This is a genomic window from Marinobacter sp. MIT930201 (assembly GCF_047122665.1).
Taxonomy (GTDB): Bacteria; Pseudomonadota; Gammaproteobacteria; order Pseudomonadales; family Oleiphilaceae; genus Marinobacter; species Marinobacter salarius.
Genome location: NZ_CP138916.1, coordinates 336,461 through 351,509, shown reverse-complemented (window position 1 = coordinate 351,509; position 15,049 = coordinate 336,461). Strand labels below are relative to the sequence as shown.

At 59.4% G+C, this 15,049-nt stretch carries 14 protein-coding genes; 5 read left to right on the top strand and 9 right to left on the bottom strand.

Features of this window, described 5'->3' with window-relative positions:
• The 6 genes from rsxG to metG are packed head-to-tail and all read right to left on the bottom strand — an operon-like array spanning position 1 to position 6,837.
• Positions 1-702: an electron transport complex subunit RsxG gene (gene rsxG / locus SIC19_RS01675; protein ID WP_091643944.1), complete on the bottom strand. Its 702-nt coding sequence runs from the start codon at positions 700-702 to the stop codon at positions 1-3.
• A 3-nt stretch (positions 703-705) separates the two neighbouring features.
• A complete protein-coding gene (gene rsxD / locus SIC19_RS01670) occupies positions 706-1,758 on the bottom strand; it encodes an electron transport complex subunit RsxD (protein WP_075195278.1) in 1,053 nt (350 codons plus the stop codon).
• Between the two features lie 19 nt (positions 1,759-1,777).
• Positions 1,778-3,616: an electron transport complex subunit RsxC gene (gene rsxC, locus SIC19_RS01665; RefSeq protein WP_127400948.1), complete on the bottom strand. Its 1,839-nt coding sequence runs from the start codon at positions 3,614-3,616 to the stop codon at positions 1,778-1,780.
• A complete protein-coding gene (rsxB, locus tag SIC19_RS01660; RefSeq protein ID WP_041335008.1) occupies positions 3,616-4,194 on the bottom strand; it encodes an electron transport complex subunit RsxB in 579 nt (192 codons plus the stop codon). Before rsxB ends, rsxC begins: the two co-directional genes overlap by 1 nt.
• Before the next feature lie 15 nt (positions 4,195-4,209).
• Complete coding sequence (gene rsxA, locus SIC19_RS01655) at positions 4,210-4,791, bottom strand: electron transport complex subunit RsxA (protein ID WP_007155451.1); 582 nt, start codon at positions 4,789-4,791, stop codon at positions 4,210-4,212.
• A 12-nt stretch (positions 4,792-4,803) separates the two neighbouring features.
• On the bottom strand, positions 4,804-6,837 hold the full coding sequence (metG, locus tag SIC19_RS01650; protein WP_127400950.1) for a methionine--tRNA ligase: 2,034 nt from the start codon (positions 6,835-6,837) through the stop codon (positions 4,804-4,806).
• A 180-nt stretch (positions 6,838-7,017) separates the two neighbouring features.
• Here metG and apbC point away from each other — a divergent pair, with 180 nt between their 5' ends.
• From apbC to SIC19_RS01630, 4 genes are all read left to right on the top strand, one after another.
• Entirely contained in the window at positions 7,018-8,118 is a 1,101-nt protein-coding gene (apbC, locus tag SIC19_RS01645; protein ID WP_127400952.1) for an iron-sulfur cluster carrier protein ApbC, read from the top strand.
• Positions 8,119-8,364: 246 nt separating this feature from the next.
• Positions 8,365-8,931, top strand: coding sequence for a dCTP deaminase (gene dcd / locus SIC19_RS01640; protein WP_127400954.1), 567 nt, complete (start codon positions 8,365-8,367; stop codon positions 8,929-8,931).
• Between the two features lie 55 nt (positions 8,932-8,986).
• The gene (locus SIC19_RS01635) at positions 8,987-9,586 is read left to right on the top strand and encodes a YjaG family protein (RefSeq protein ID WP_091643931.1); all 600 of its coding nucleotides are present in this window, start codon (positions 8,987-8,989) and stop codon (positions 9,584-9,586) included.
• A gap of 69 nt (positions 9,587-9,655) precedes the next feature.
• Positions 9,656-10,927, top strand: coding sequence for a valine--pyruvate transaminase (locus SIC19_RS01630; RefSeq protein WP_091643928.1), 1,272 nt, complete (start codon positions 9,656-9,658; stop codon positions 10,925-10,927).
• A gap of 9 nt (positions 10,928-10,936) precedes the next feature.
• Here the strand turns inward: SIC19_RS01630 and SIC19_RS01625 are convergent, their stop codons facing one another.
• The 3 genes from SIC19_RS01625 to purM form a co-directional block, all read right to left on the bottom strand.
• On the bottom strand, positions 10,937-11,677 hold the full coding sequence (locus tag SIC19_RS01625; RefSeq protein ID WP_091643925.1) for a DUF3108 domain-containing protein: 741 nt from the start codon (positions 11,675-11,677) through the stop codon (positions 10,937-10,939).
• Positions 11,678-11,760: 83 nt separating this feature from the next.
• On the bottom strand, positions 11,761-12,441 hold the full coding sequence (gene purN / locus SIC19_RS01620; RefSeq protein ID WP_085681091.1) for a phosphoribosylglycinamide formyltransferase: 681 nt from the start codon (positions 12,439-12,441) through the stop codon (positions 11,761-11,763).
• Entirely contained in the window at positions 12,438-13,502 is a 1,065-nt protein-coding gene (gene purM / locus SIC19_RS01615; protein WP_091643922.1) for a phosphoribosylformylglycinamidine cyclo-ligase, read from the bottom strand. The genes purN and purM overlap by 4 nt, the downstream gene beginning before the upstream one ends.
• 222 nt (positions 13,503-13,724) lie before the next feature.
• On the opposite strand from purM, the gene SIC19_RS01610 reads away from it, so the two are divergent.
• A complete protein-coding gene (locus tag SIC19_RS01610) occupies positions 13,725-15,023 on the top strand; it encodes a DUF2066 domain-containing protein (RefSeq protein ID WP_127400955.1) in 1,299 nt (432 codons plus the stop codon).
• Positions 15,024-15,049: the final 26 nt, after the last annotated feature.

Genomic DNA, 15,049 nt, shown 5'->3' with positions numbered 1-15,049 from the left:
CTACGAATGCTCCCGTTCTGGTGTCTGGCCAGCGATTTCCTCGGGCGTCAGAGGCGTGCTTCGGGGTGACGCGGGTTCATTGAGGATGTCGCGAATGTCGCTGCGATGCTCACGGAAATAGATGAGTGTTTTTTGCACCGCATTAACCACGGCTTTCGGGGTGATGGTCGCACCGGTGAACTGGTCAAATACCCCGCCATTCTTCCTGACAGTCCAGCGTTCTGGTTCCGGGTTGCCAAGAGAGCGGCCGGTGAACGAGTGGATCCAGTCTGACTTCTTGGTTTCAATGCGGTCGCCCAGGCCAGGGGTTTCCCGGTGGCTGGTCACCCGAACTCCCAGCACCGTGCCTTTCATATCCAGACCCACCAATAGGTGAATGTTGCCAGAATAACCGTCAGGGGCCACCACCGGCATGATCAATCCGGTAGGGCGGCCATTGCGACGTGCCACCCAGGCCGTGACGGGGTCGTTAGCATTCATTCCGTTATCCGCCGGAAGCTGCACCGTGTCGGTCAGCAGATGATTGTCGTGCCGGTTCTCCGGAATGATCTCAAACAGCGCCTGTGCTTCCGCCCTGGCGGCCTGTTCCTGTATGCGCTCGGCCGTCATGACCTGGGTGATGGCGATGGTGCCGCCTGTAATGATGGCGAACAGGCCCAGGCCAATGGCGTTGCGACGGATGGACTTCGCGAGTGCTGCCATGGTTTACCCCTGACCCTTGCCGGGAATGCCGCGCCGGGGCTTATGATGCCCGTAGGTACGGGGCGGCGTGTAATGGTCGATAAACGGCACCGCGAAGTTCATCAGCAGAACGCTGAAGGCCACCGCATCGGGGTAGGCGCCCCAGGTGCGGATCAGGTAGATCAGGATACCAATACCCGCTCCGTAGATAAGCTTGCCCTGATGACTGGACGCGGCGGACACCGGATCCGTGGCAATGAAGAACGCGCCCAACATGGTGCCCCCGGCCAGCAGGTGCATGGACAGCGGCGCATACAGGTCCGCGTTGCTGCCAAAGGCAAGGCTCATAAGTGCGAGGCCCGCCAGCATGCTGACTGGAATGTGCCAGGTGATGATCTTCAGGCCGACAAGAACCAGACCACCCACTAGGAACGCGGCGTTGACCCATTCCCAGCCCCGGGCAACACCGTCACCGAAGGTGGGGTGAGCAAGCACTTCCGCTGCGGTGTGGGTGGTAATCTTGTGTTTGTACTCATCCAGCGGCGTGGCCATGGTGAAGGCGTCTACCGCTGTCTGTTGGCCAGAGGCGATCATGCTCAGGGTGTCACCAAACCCCGGAGCGGTCTCCCATAGGAGGCCGGGCTGCGCCCAATTCGTGGTCATGGCCACGGGGAACGAGATCAACACCAGAGCGTAACCCACCATGGCAGGATTGAACGGGTTGGAGCCCAAACCACCATAGAGCTGCTTGGCCATGACGATGGCGGCGATGACGGCAACCGCCGACACCCACCAGGGCGCAAACTGTGGCAGGGAAAGGCCCAGCAAAAGGCCAGTGACCGCAGCAGTGTTGTCTTTCAGGAAGAAAGCCACCGGGCGCTTGCGAAGCTTGAGGATAGAAGCCTCGGCCGCGAGTGCCACCGTGATGCACCAGACCACGTTGATCAGATTGCCCCAGCCAAAGAACAGGGTCAGCGCCAGCAGGCCGGGCAGGGCCGCCAGAATCACCCACAGCATGACCTGTGACGTGGAGCGGGCGTTACGGGCGTGGGGCGAGGACTGTTGCGCAAGTGCCATTAGCGTTGGAGCCTGTTCATCATGAGTCTGTCGTTTGGGTATCGGTGGCCGCCACAGATTGCCGGGCCTCTGCCAGAGCCTCTTCCGCCCGCTTCACCCGGTCGTGGTTCTTGGTGACGGCTCTCTCGAGTTTTTCGACATTGTCCGCATTCTCGGCCCTGGCGTCCTCCAGCATGCTTTGCATGGTGTTCAGCTTTGCGGTGGCCTGGGCAAGCTGCTTCTCCAGGGCGTCAATATCGGGCGCCGGTTCGCTGGCGGCTTTGGTTTCAGATGTCTCAGCTTTCGTTTCGGCCTGTTGTTGGCCCTTGGCCTTTTTACGGGCAAGGGCTTCCTGCACCAGGGCGGCTTTGGCGGCACGGTCATCGGCGGGCTGGCCTTCTGCGTCCGCCTTTTCAGCCTCGGCCTGCTTCCTGGCCTGGGCTTCGGCAGCCGCCTTCGCTCGTTCTTTGCGGCGCTGTTCTTTCTCCTGCTGTTCCCGTTCGAGTCTCGCCTGACGGGCTTCAAAACGTTCACGGGCGCGATCCGCTTTCAGCTGTTCAGCCTGTTGTACCCGTATCTCGCCTTTGGCCGCCCGGTAATACTGCACCAGCGGAATGGAGCTGGGGCAGACGTAAGAACAGGCACCACATTCGATGCAGTCGAACAGGTTCAGGTGCTCGGCTTTGTCGAACTCCCCGGCTTTGGAGTACCAGAACAGTTGCTGGGGCAGCAACTCCATTGGGCAGGCTTCGGCGCACATGCTGCAGCGAATACAGGGTTGTTCCGGAGCCGGGTCCGGTAATTCCGTGGCAGTGGCGGCAATGACGCAGTTGGTGGTCTTGACCACCGGTACGGCTGGCGTTTCCAGGGTATAGCCCATCATCGGCCCACCCAGAACAAGGCGGTGGAGCTTGCTGTTTTCCTGCCCGGCCTGCGCGAGCAGGTAGTCGATAGGTGTGCCGATCAGGACCTCGAAATTACCGGGATCGGTAACTGCATACCCAGTGACCGTTGTGACGCGGGAAATCAACGGCTCGCCCCGATGAATGGCGGCGGATACGGCGATGGCTGTGCCCACGTTCTGGCACATCACTCCAATATCCGCTGGAATCCCGCCACTGGGCACTTCCATGCCTGTCAGGATCTGTATCAGCTGTTTTTCACCGCCAGAGGGATATTTTGTGGGGATGACCGCGATCTCTGTCTGGGTGCCCTCCGCGGCTTTCCTGAGCGCTGAGATGGCCTCTGGCTTGTTGTCCTCAATGCCGATCACAACCCGCTCCGGGCGCAGTATCCACGCCATGATGCGCAACCCGGCAATGATCTCGCCCGCGTTCTCCCGCATCGACATATCGTCGGCCGTGATGTAGGGCTCACACTCCGCGCCGTTCAGGATCAGCGTGTTTACCTTCCGGTCCCTCGGCGGGCGTAGCTTGATGTTTGTGGGGAAGCCGGCGCCTCCCATGCCGGAAATGCCGGCGTCGCGGATTTGTTCGAGCACCGTTTCCCGGTCCAGATCCCGGTAGTTCGTTATCGGGTTGAGAGGTGCCCACTCATCTTTTCCGTCGGGCTTGAGGGTAATGCACCAGTCGCTCATTCCGGAGGGGTGGGGAACGGGCTGAAGGCTGACGGATTCAATGGTGCCGGACGTCGGCGCGTGAACGGGTACGCCCATGCCGCCGGTCACGTCGGCAACTTTCTGGCCTTTGAGAACTCGATCGCCGACTGCAACACAGGCTTCGGCCGGCTCGCCTATGTGCTGCTGCAACGGCAATACCAGAACCTCTGGCAGGCCGGCGCCAGTGATAGGGCGTGATGTGGACTGGTGTTTGTTTTCGGCAGGATGGATGCCGCCGGAAAAGTCCCAGAGCTGTGTCATCAGGCGTTGGCCCCCTGACGATCGGTGGCAATCACACCGGATTTGGGCGGTGTCCAGGTCCAGGAGCGAATGTCGGGCTCTACCGTAATCATGTCGATACAGTCCACCGGGCAGGGTTCCACACACAGATCACAGCCGGTGCATTCGCTCTCGATTACGGTATGCATGTGTTTTGCGGCGCCGAGGATGGCGTCCACCGGGCAGGCCTGGATACACTTGGTGCAACCAATGCACTCGTCCTCGCGAATCACCGCAACACGCTTGGCCTGTTCCACCCCGTGTTCCGCGTCCAGCGGTTGTGGCTCCACGTCCAGCAGGTCCGCCAGTGCCTTGATGGTGGTTTCACCGCCCGGAGGGCATTTGTTGATGGCATCGCCGTTGGCAATGGATTCGGCGTAGGGACGGCAGCCGGGAAAACCACACTGGCCGCACTGGGTTTGGGGAAGCATGGAGTCAATCTGGTCCACCAACGGGTTGCCTTCCACCCGAAAGCGCTCTGCGGCAAAGCCCAGCAGGCCGCCGAACACAACCGCCAGCGCGAGCAGAACCAGTACGGCAATCAGTATGCTCGTCCACATAATACAAACGCTCCGTCAGACGCTGACCAGACCAGTAAAGCCCAGGAAAGCCAGAGACATCAACCCGGCGGTGACCATGCCAATGGCGGCGCCCCGGAAGGCAACCGGAACATCGGCCACGGCGATGCGTTCACGCATGGCAGCAAACAGCACCAGCACCAGCGAAAAGCCGGCGGCGGCTCCGAATCCGTACAGGACAGACTCCACGAAGTTATTGTTCTTGTTGAGGTTAAGCAGGGCAACACCCAGAACCGCACAGTTGGTGGTGATCAACGGCAGGAAAATGCCCAATACCCGATAGAGCAGGGGGCTGGTCTTGCGCACCACCATCTCCGTGAACTGCACCACAACGGCGATGACCAGGATGAACGTGATGGTTTTCAGGAACGCCAGGTCCAGCGGCTCCAGCAGGTAGGTATACGCCAGGTAGCTGCACACCGAGGCCAGGGTCAGCACAAACGTGGTGGCCAATGACATGCCCATGGCGGTTTCCAGCTTCCCGGATACGCCCATGAACGGGCACAGTCCAAGAAACTGAACCAGCACAAAATTGTTCACCAGTATGGTGCTGACCAGGATCAGCAGATACTCAGTCATCAGAGCGCGCCATTACATAATCCGCATGCCGGGCGTGGCACCCGAATCCGGTGACAAGATGAAAATGTCTTTTCCGCCGGGGCCGGCCGCCAGCACCATGCCCTCTGACATCCCGAATTTCATCTTTCGGGGCTTGAGGTTGGCCACCATCACCGTCAGGCGTCCTTCGAGGTCCTCAGGTTTGTACGCCGATTTGATGCCGGCAAAGACGTTGCGCTCGCCCTCTCCAACGTCAAGGGTAAGGCGAAGCAGCTTGTCGGCGCCGTCCACGTGTTCGGCTTTGACAATTCTGACGACCCGAAGATCCACCTTCGCGAAATCCCCGAATTCTATTTCATCCGCAATCGGCTCGCGATTGGCTTCCGGGGCCTTCTGTCCTGTCGCTGCGGGCATTTCTTCCTTGGACGCGTCCAGCATTTTTTCGATCTGAGCCATATCCACGCGGTTCATCAGCGGCTTGAACTTGTTGATGCCGTGATTCTCAAGCCGTTGCTCGCGCTTGTTCCAGTCCAGCGGCGCATTCAGGAACGCCTCGGAAGCCTTGGCGGTTTCCGGCAGAACCGGCGCCAGGTAAGTCATCAGCAGGTGGAACATGTTGATGGCGTTGGTGCAGATGGCCTGCAGGTTGTCGTCCTGGCCGTCCTGCTTGGCAATGACCCAGGGCTGCTCGTCATTCACGTACTGGTTGGCGATGTCAGCCAGTTCCATGATTCGACGCATGGCGCGGCCGAACTCCCGGGCCTCGAAAAAGTCCGCGATCTCATCGCCGGCCTCGATAAACTCTTTCAGCTTTTCATGTTCGGTGACGGTACCGAGCTGGCCATCAAAGCGCTTGGTGATGAACCCGGCGCTGCGACTGGCAATGTTGACGACCTTGCCCACCAGGTCCGAGTTCACCCGCGCGGCGAAGTCTTCCAGGTTCAGGTCCATATCGTCGACGCTGCCGGTGAGTTTGGCGGCGAAGTAGTAGCGCAGGTATTCCGGATTCAGATGGTCCAGATAGGTCCGGGCCATGATGAACGTGCCCCGGGACTTGGACATTTTCTTACCATTTACCGTCACGAAACCATGGGCCCAGACGGCACTGGGTGTGCGGAACCCGGCGCTGTGCAGCATGGACGGCCAGAACAGGGCGTGGAAATTGATAATGTCCTTGCCGATAAAGTGGTACACCTCGGCGGTGGAATCCGCCTTCCAGAAATGCTCGAAATCAATGCCTTCCCGGTTGCACAGGTTCTTGAAACTGGCGAGGTAACCAATGGGCGCGTCGAGCCAGACGTAGAAGTACTTGCCCGGTGCATCGGGAATCTCGAAGCCGAAATAGGGGGCATCGCGGCTGATGTCCCATTCCTGCAGGCCCGCATCCAGCCACTCGGCCAACTTGTTGGCCACCTGGGGCTGCAGCGTACCGCTACGAGTCCAGTTCGCGAGGAAGTCCGCAAATTCCGGCAGACGGAAGAAGTAGTGCTCGGATTCCTTTTCCACCGGCGTGGCACCGGAAACCGCCGAGCGGGGATTGATCAGCTCGGCTGGGGTATAGGTGGCGCCGCAGGCTTCGCAGTTGTCGCCGTACTGGTCCTCGGTCTTGCACTTGGGGCAGGTGCCCTTGATGAACCGGTCCGCCAGGAACATGTTCTTTTCAGGATCGAACGCCTGGGTAATCTTGCGGGTGGCGATGTGGCCGTTTTCCTGCAACTGGCGATAGATGTATTCCGAGAACTGGCGGTTCTCTTCGGAGTGGGTGGTGTAATAGTTGTCGAAGCGGATGTGAAAACCACCGAAATCCTGCTGGTGCTCGTCCCGGATACGATCAATCAGGTTTTCGGAAGAGATGCCTTCCCGCTCGGCACGGAGCATAATGGCAGTACCATGAGCATCGTCCGCGCAAACGTAGTAGCAGTTCTGGCCACGCATTTTCTGATAGCGCACCCAGATATCCGTCTGAATGTATTCCAGCAGGTGGCCCAGGTGGATGGGGCCATTGGCGTACGGCAGGGCGCTGGTTACCAGAATATCGCGCTGTTGCTTTGAACTCGCTTGCGTCATGTTGTGGTCCGAACCTTCATTCGTCAGGAGTTGGGCGTTCGCGTTTACCGGCCTTGCTCCGGGTAAAGAACCCTTATGGCCAGAAACGGGCACAAATGATACCTTCCGAGCAGATAATTTTCACCCGAAACACCTGTTTCCGCGCTAATAAATGCGCGTGACGTTAGACCGGAGATTCCGATGGCACAGATTTCACAGCAGGCACTGGAAACCGCCGTACAACAGTACCGCGACCCCTACCTGGGCAAGGACCTGTATGAATTGGGTGCGGTGAAATCCCTGACCGCGGACGACAGCGGCAAGGTCACCGTGATGATCGAATTGCCATACCCGTCCAAAGGCATCGCCGGCGCCCTGAAAGAGCTGCTCACCAACGCCCTCGATAACGTCGATGGCGTTGAAGGCGTGGATGTCCACGTGGGACAGAAAATCCACTCCCACAAAGGCCAGAAAGACATCCAGTCCGTTCCCGGCGTCAAGAACATCATCGCAGTGGCCTCCGGCAAGGGCGGCGTTGGCAAATCCACCACCGCCGTCAACCTCGCCCTGGCGCTACAAGCCGAAGGCGCCCGTGTCGGCATTCTCGATGCGGACATCTACGGCCCCAGCATCGGCATGATGCTGGGCGTCCCCGAAGGCAAACGCCCCGACACCCGGGAAAACAAGTACTTCGTCCCCATGGAAGCTCACGGCCTGCAGGCCAACTCCATGGCCTTCGTCGTCACCGATAAAACCCCCATGGTCTGGCGCGGCCCCATGGTCAGTGGCGCCGTCATGCAACTGCTGCAGCAGACCCTGTGGAACGAACTGGACTACCTCATCCTCGACATGCCCCCGGGCACGGGCGACATCCAGCTCACCATCGCCCAGAAAGTCCCGGTAAACGGCGCCGTTATCGTCACGACGCCTCAGGACATCGCCCTGCTGGACGGCAAAAAAGGCATCGAAATGTTCCGCAAGGTGGACATATCTGTGCTGGGCGTGGTGGAAAACATGAGTGTGCACATCTGCAGCAACTGCGGCCATGAAGAACCCCTCTTCGGCCACGGCGGCGGCGAACGCATCGCCGAAGAATACGACACCACGCTGCTGGGCCAACTCCCGCTGCACCTGACCATCCGCGAACAGACCGACGGCGGCATCCCCTCGGTAGTGGCAGAGCCGGACTCGGAAGTTGCAAGGCGCTACAAGGACATCGCAAGGCGGGTAGGGGCGGAGCTCTCTACTCGGGAGAGAAACCTCACCGGTTCCATTTCTAGCGTTTCCGTTACGGAGCATTGAGCGGACACGACAAAAGCTGAGTCGCGGCTGCGGAGAGGACCGGTTTGAAACTGTGAAAAACATGGATGTTTTTCTCAAGCCTACATGGACGTATTAACGGCGTGTTTCAAGCCGGTCCTCTCTGTGGCCGCAGCCCCCGTTGTAGCAATCCTGTGCACTGTCAAAATTAGCGGGCAAGCCTTCGACAGTCATTAAGTGAACAGGTAAACTACCGCCTCTCTTTTTTATGGATACGAGACGTCACCCATGAGCATCAAATCCGACCACTGGATTCGCCGGATGTCCCGGGATCACGGTATGATCGAACCCTTTGAATACGATCAGGTCCGCGAAACCGGAAAAGGCCGCGTAATCTCCTACGGCACATCCAGCTACGGCTACGATGTCCGTTGCAGCAACGAATTCAAAATCTTCACCAACGTCCACTCCGCCACCGTGGACCCGAAGAACTTCGACGACAACAGCTTCGTCAACTACACCGGCGACGTCTGCATCATCCCGCCCAACTCCTTTGCCCTGGCGCGCACCGTGGAATACTTCCGTATCCCCCGCAGTGTGCTGACCATCTGCCTGGGCAAATCCACCTACGCGCGGTGTGGCATCATCGTCAACGTCACACCACTGGAACCCGAGTGGGAAGGGCAGGTCACCCTGGAATTTTCCAACACCACCAATTTGCCGGCCAAAATCTACGCCAACGAAGGCGTCGCCCAGATGCTGTTCTTTGAGTCCGATGAAATCTGCGACACCAGCTACAAAGACCGGGGCGGAAAGTACCTGGGGCAAACAGGCGTGACCCTGCCGCGAACATGAGTGGCAGTGCCGCAGGGGCGATTCCGGTAAGCGACATCGTCAGGAGAGAGCCACAGTGAACGCCAATCAGTTTCTGAAAGCTGTCTCACAACTGCAGGGCTGGCGGGAATTTACCTTCCTGATGGCCCTCGCTGAGCGCTCCTTCCCCAATTACGCCCTGTTTGCGGACGCCGTTGGGCTCAAAACCGGTGCGAAAATGCGCCACTTGCTCGATCTTGGCTGGGAAATGCTGCAAAAGGACGTTTCCGAAGCGGCCATTCCCCAATTGCTGGCGAAACTCGAATCGCTGTCGCCAGATGTGAGCGCCTATGACGCTTACGGTGTCTATCCCGCCTTTGATTTTTGCCAGTTGCTGGAACAGGCGTTGCTGAACCGGCTCAATCCGGGCAAGCACCGTGCAACCGACGCCTCCCAGATGGCCACCGCGACCGTCATGAACTTTGTTGAGCTTTCTGAAGGTGAAGATCTGGAAGAAGATGAGCTGGTCAGGCTATTGGACCAGCACCCGCTGATGAAAGAAGACAAGGTATTCCAGCGCGACCTGATCCTGGCCCTCAAACGCCAGCGCACGCCCACCAGCCAGTTTGTTGAACGCATCCACGGCGATGCCGCCAACGACGGTGTGAGCAACCTGGGCATCTCGCTGAGCGACTGACCGGCAGCGCTGCTGGCTCTGGCCTACACTTGGGTGACAATCCGTTCTAATCCGGTACCGAAAAGCATCATGAAACTCTCTTCCTTTGGTCGGAAATTTACCGCGGATGCGGGAATCACCTCCCTGATGGATGACCTTGGCAACGCCCTGGCGTCCGGCGACGACATGATCATGATGGGTGGGGGCAATCCCGGTCATATTCCCGAGATCCAGGCTCGGGTCCAGCAGATACTGGCCGACATGGCCCAAAGTGATGGTGATACGCGCAGGCTGGTTGGTATTTATGACCCGCCCCAGGGTGAGAAGCAGTTCATTGCCTCCTTGGCCGAGCTTCTGAATCGTGAGTATGGCTGGGGATTGAAGCCGGAAAATATTGCCCTGACCAATGGCAGTCAGGCCGCGTTTTTCATGCTGTTCAATATGTTTGGTGGTGACTATGGTGATGGGGTGCACAAGCATGTCCTGTTGCCACTGGCGCCAGAGTACATAGGCTATGCCGATGCCGGTATTGAGCCCGGGCTGTTCCACGCCGTGCAGCCGGATATCTCATTCACCGACGCCCATGAGTTCAAATACCGGGTGGATTTCGATGCGGTTGAGGTAACGGCTGAAACCGGCGCCATCTGCGTTTCCCGGCCCACGAACCCCACTGGAAATGTGGTCACCGACGAAGAGCTGTCCCGGTTGGAAGCCATGGCCCGCCAGCACGACATCCCGCTGATTGTGGATGGAGCCTACGGTACACCGTTTCCAAGCCTGCTGTTTGTGGATGCGAAACCCCACTGGAACGACCAGGTGATCCTGTGTCTGAGCCTGTCCAAGTTCGGCCTGCCGGCCGTGCGTACGGGCATCGTTATTGCGGCGGAGCCGGTGATCAAGGCCTTGTCGGGCATCAATGCCATCATGAACCTTGCCACTGGTAGCTTTGGCGCCATGCTGGCGGAGCCTCTGGTGCGCTCAGGAGAAATCCTGTCTCTCAGCCGGGACGTGGTCTGCCCGTTCTACAAGGCGAAAATGGAGCGGGCGGTGGCGGTGTTCCGGGATGCCATGGGCGAGGACAGCTGTCGCTGGTATGTCCATAAACCCGAAGGCGCCATGTTTCTCTGGCTCTGGTTTCCGGGGCTGCCGATCAGCAGTCTGGAGCTGTATCAGCGGCTGAAAGCGCGGGGCGTGCTGGTGGTCTCGGGGCACTACTTCTTCCCCGGTTTGCCGGAAGACGGCTGGAAGCACCGCCACGAATGCCTGCGGGTGACCTACTCACAGGACGATGAGCGCGTGGCGGAGGGGCTGCGAATCATCGCGGATGAGGTGAAGACTGTCTGGGCGACGGCCAGCCCTTAACTCACCGCTCTAGTGGCCCACCCTGGCGTCGCTGATGGTCAGTTCGTACTCGCTGCCGTCAGGTTCTACCTGGAGGAAGCGAATCAGCAGATAGTCACGCTCCGGCGCGAACCACATCAGGGATTCGCGTTTGCTGTCGCTGTCGCGAACTTTCTCGGCCTTAAGTGTGCGGATGTCGTCGCCGTTGATGCGCACGGTTTCCTCGTCAACGACGGCGAATTTGTCGGTGTCGTAGTCGCCCTTGTCGATGACGCGGTATTCCATCTCGCGCTTGCCGGCCTTGATGTCCTGGCTTAGCTGCAGCTGATAGCCCATGGGGTCCATGGCGCCTTTCTCCAGCTTCATCGAAAACTTATCGCCTTCGTGATGCCCACTGACCACGTTATTTTCCCAGTCAAAATCGATCGCTTCCTCACGGTCCCGGATGAAGAGGCCGGAGAGCTTGTAGCGGTAACGCAGGGGAACCACCTGATTGTCTTCCCAGCGGAAGATCAGCGATTCGTCAATGTCTGCAACAAAGGAATCCACGTCGGTTCTGAAATGCCAGGTGCCATCGTCCCGTTGTTCCAGGATGCGGCGGGCGTCACCATTGAGGGAGATGCCCTTGTCCAGGGAGGCGTTGTAGCTGAGCTTCATGGGTTGGAGGGTAACGTCCTCCTGCTCGTCCGAGGCGTGTGCGAGCGAGGCTCCGAGAAGCAGCGCCCCGGTTAACAGGGCGGGCAACGCTGTGAGGCTGAATTTCAGGGGCATGCGACTCCTCCGGTTGCAATGGCAGATCTGTCACTGAACAGTCTAGCGTGACTGGTTGCTTCCGGAGATGACGATAAGTTTACTCAGGCCGAGGCTGCTGAGTTCTCGTCCGGAAGTACCACCGGTCGATTCAGTGGCTGACCGTCGAACACTACATAGTCGGTGCCCAGTTGAATGCGTCCCTCACAGAACCAGCGCACTACGATCGGGTAAAGCACGTGTTCTTTCTCCTGGACTTTCTCGGCGAGGGATTCCGGGGTGTCGTCCGGGGATATGCTCACTTCTGCCTGGGCAATCACCGGCCCGCCATCCAGTTCTTCGGTGACAAAATGAATGGACACGCCGTGGGTTGTTTCGCCAGCGTCCAGTGCACGCTGATGGGTCTTCAGCCCGGTGTACTTGGGCAGAAGGGAAGGGTGCACGTTCAGCATGGTGCCACGCAGTGCCCGCACGAAATCCGTGGTCAGGATGCGCATGAAGCCCGCCAGGACGATCAGGTCCGGGTTGTGACGGCGAATCTCCGCCATCAGTGCGCCGTCGAACTCCTCGCGGGAACCGTAATGGGTGTGATCCACGGTGAAGGTGTCGATGTTGGCCTGGGCTGCCCTCTCCAGAGCGAAGGCGCCAGGGCGGTTGCACCCTACCGCAACGATCTGGCCGGGAAAGTCCCGCTCCCGGCTGGCGTTGATGAGGGCCTGGAGGTTGGTGCCGCTGCCGGAAGCCAGGACCAGGATGCGTGGGGCGGTTACGGAATCTGCCTTCATGCCGACAACAGCCCTGGCGCATAACGTACTGATGCAGAGGCCGTGGCGTCGTCAGAGGCTTCAATGATGCCGACCTGCCAGACTTTTTCACCCAGAGCGTTCAGCGTATCAAGGGCCAGTTCGCGCTGGTTGGCGGGGATGCATACAACCATACCGACGCCACAGTTGAAGGTGCGGTACATTTCTTCGCTGGCAACGCCGCCGGCATCCTTCAGCCATTGGAACACCGGGGGTAGCTGCCAGCTGTCCGTATCGATGGCTGCTACCATGCCGTCAGGCAGAACCCGGGGAATGTTCTCCGGAAGGCCGCCGCCGGTGATGTGGGAAAGTGCACGAACGTCCACTTCGCGGACGAGCTGGAGCAGGTTTTTCACATAAATGCGGGTGGGCGCCATCAGGGCATCCGCGAGGGTGACGTCGGCAACCATCTGGTTCAGGTCAGCGTTACTGACTTCCAGGATCTTGCGGATCAGGGAGTAACCATTGGAATGCGGGCCGGAAGAACCCAGGGCGAGCAGAACGTCGCCAGCCTGCACGCGGCTGCCATCAATGATCTCGCTGCGCTCTGCCACACCCACACAGAAACCGGCCAGATCGTAGTCGTCCCCTTCGTACATACCCGGCATTTCCGCCGTCTCGCCACCCACCAGGGAGCAGCCGGCCTGTTCACAGCCAGCGCCAATGCCGTCGACAACCTGGGCGGCCACGTCGACATTCAGCTTGCCGGTAGCGTAGTAGTCCAGGAAGAACAGGGGTTCCGCGCCGCCTACTACCAGGTCGTTGACACACATGGCCACAAGGTCAATGCCAATGGTGTCGTGCTTCTGGAGTTGCATGGCGAGTCGAAGCTTGGTGCCGACGCCGTCGGTGCCTGATACCAGCACCGGCTCATTGTAGCCAGGGGGAATAGCCACCATGGCGCCAAAGCCACCGAGGCCGCCAAGGACTTCCGGGCGACGTGTGCGCGCCGCGGTATTCTTGATGCGGTCGACGAGTTCGTTACCGGCATCAATATCAACGCCGGCATCACGATAGGTGAGAGAGGGCTTCTGTTCGCTCATGGTGTGCTTAACCGTTTGGACAGTGGGACAGGCGGCGGATTTTAACAGGTGCGGAACGGCGCTCCAAATGCAATTGCCCCGTTTGTCATCCTTTAGGCAGTGTGGCGCCGGATTGACTTTCTGCAATCCCGGTTAGCTACTCACACCAGGGGGCTTGGTGTATCCTATGCGCCATTAAGACGAATCGCAGGGTGTTTCATGCCAGACTCAGGAAAAATCTCGATGCAGGCAGCGCGGATAGTCCGTCAGTCACTCCGGTTGTTTGGCGTACTGGCGCTGATGGCCGCGCCAGCGGCAGCTGTTACCGTTACCGGCCTTTACTCGGTGGAAGTGCCCGTCGCTGGCTCGCAGCCACAGGAACTTGAGCAGGGCTATGCGGACGGCCTGAGCCGGGTGTTTGTACGCGTTTCCGGCACCCGCGACGTGCTGCGCAACGAAGGCGTTGAAGAACTCCTGGCGAACGCCGAATCGCTGCTTCAGTCCTACCAGTTCTTACGCTCCGATACGGGAAATCACAGGCTACGGATGAGCTTCGGCGCGGTCGGCGTCAACCGTGCGCTGGCGTCCGCGGATGCACCGGTGTGGGGCGCGAATAGGCCGCTGACGCTGGCCTGGATCGCGGTCGAAGAAGGCGGGCGCCGTACCCTGGTCCATCAGGGAAACGACAGTACCGGGACGGGCGCCGATGAACAGTGGCGTCGCGTTTTTCAGGACGCGGCGGTTGACCGGGGTTTGCCGGTGGGGCTTCCTCCCGCAAGATACCGGGACGACCGTGAACTGTTGTCGGACATATGGGGACAGTTTTCATCCAGTGTTCGCAGATCGTCCGAGGATATGGAGCATGACCTGATGTCGTTGGTACGGGTCAGCCGTTCCGGATCACAGTGGCGTGCCGGATGGGTGTTTGACGGTATGGGGCTGGATAGTACGGAGCAATCGGTGACCGCCGACACGCCGCAAGCTCTGGCTGCTGCCGTTGTCGGGCGCTGGGCGGAAATGTTTGCCGATCGTTATGCGGTTGCTGGCAGTGATGTCGGCGAGTCTCCACAGGTGGATATCGTTGTGCATGGAGTCAGCAATCTGAAGGATTACGCCCGTGTGAATGGGGTTCTCAAAAACCTGTCGCCCGTGGTCGATGCGGGTGCCACCAGAGCGCGGAAGGACCAACTGACGCTCAGGGTTGCCTTTTCAGGGGAGATGGAGCAGCTGAAGCAGTACATTGCCCTGGATCCGCGGCTGGTTCCGCTTTCAGACGCCGAGGTCTCACGCATGCCCACAGGTGATGAGCGTCAACCCGGTGGTCAGGCGCAGGCCCAATCGGTGCAGCAGGCCCCGCAAGGCGGTATTGCACTGGCGGAACAGAGCACGGAGAGCGCTGCGGCCTCCGCCAACCCGCTGTTCGTTTACCAGCCTCTACTGGCAAACGAGGAAGAGTCAGAACAGGCGTTCGAGTCACTCTATCAGGTGCTTCATTACCGCTGGCAGCCTGCCTCCATCGTCGAGTCGGAAGACGGGGAATAATATCGCGGTGTTCGGTATTAGGGGAG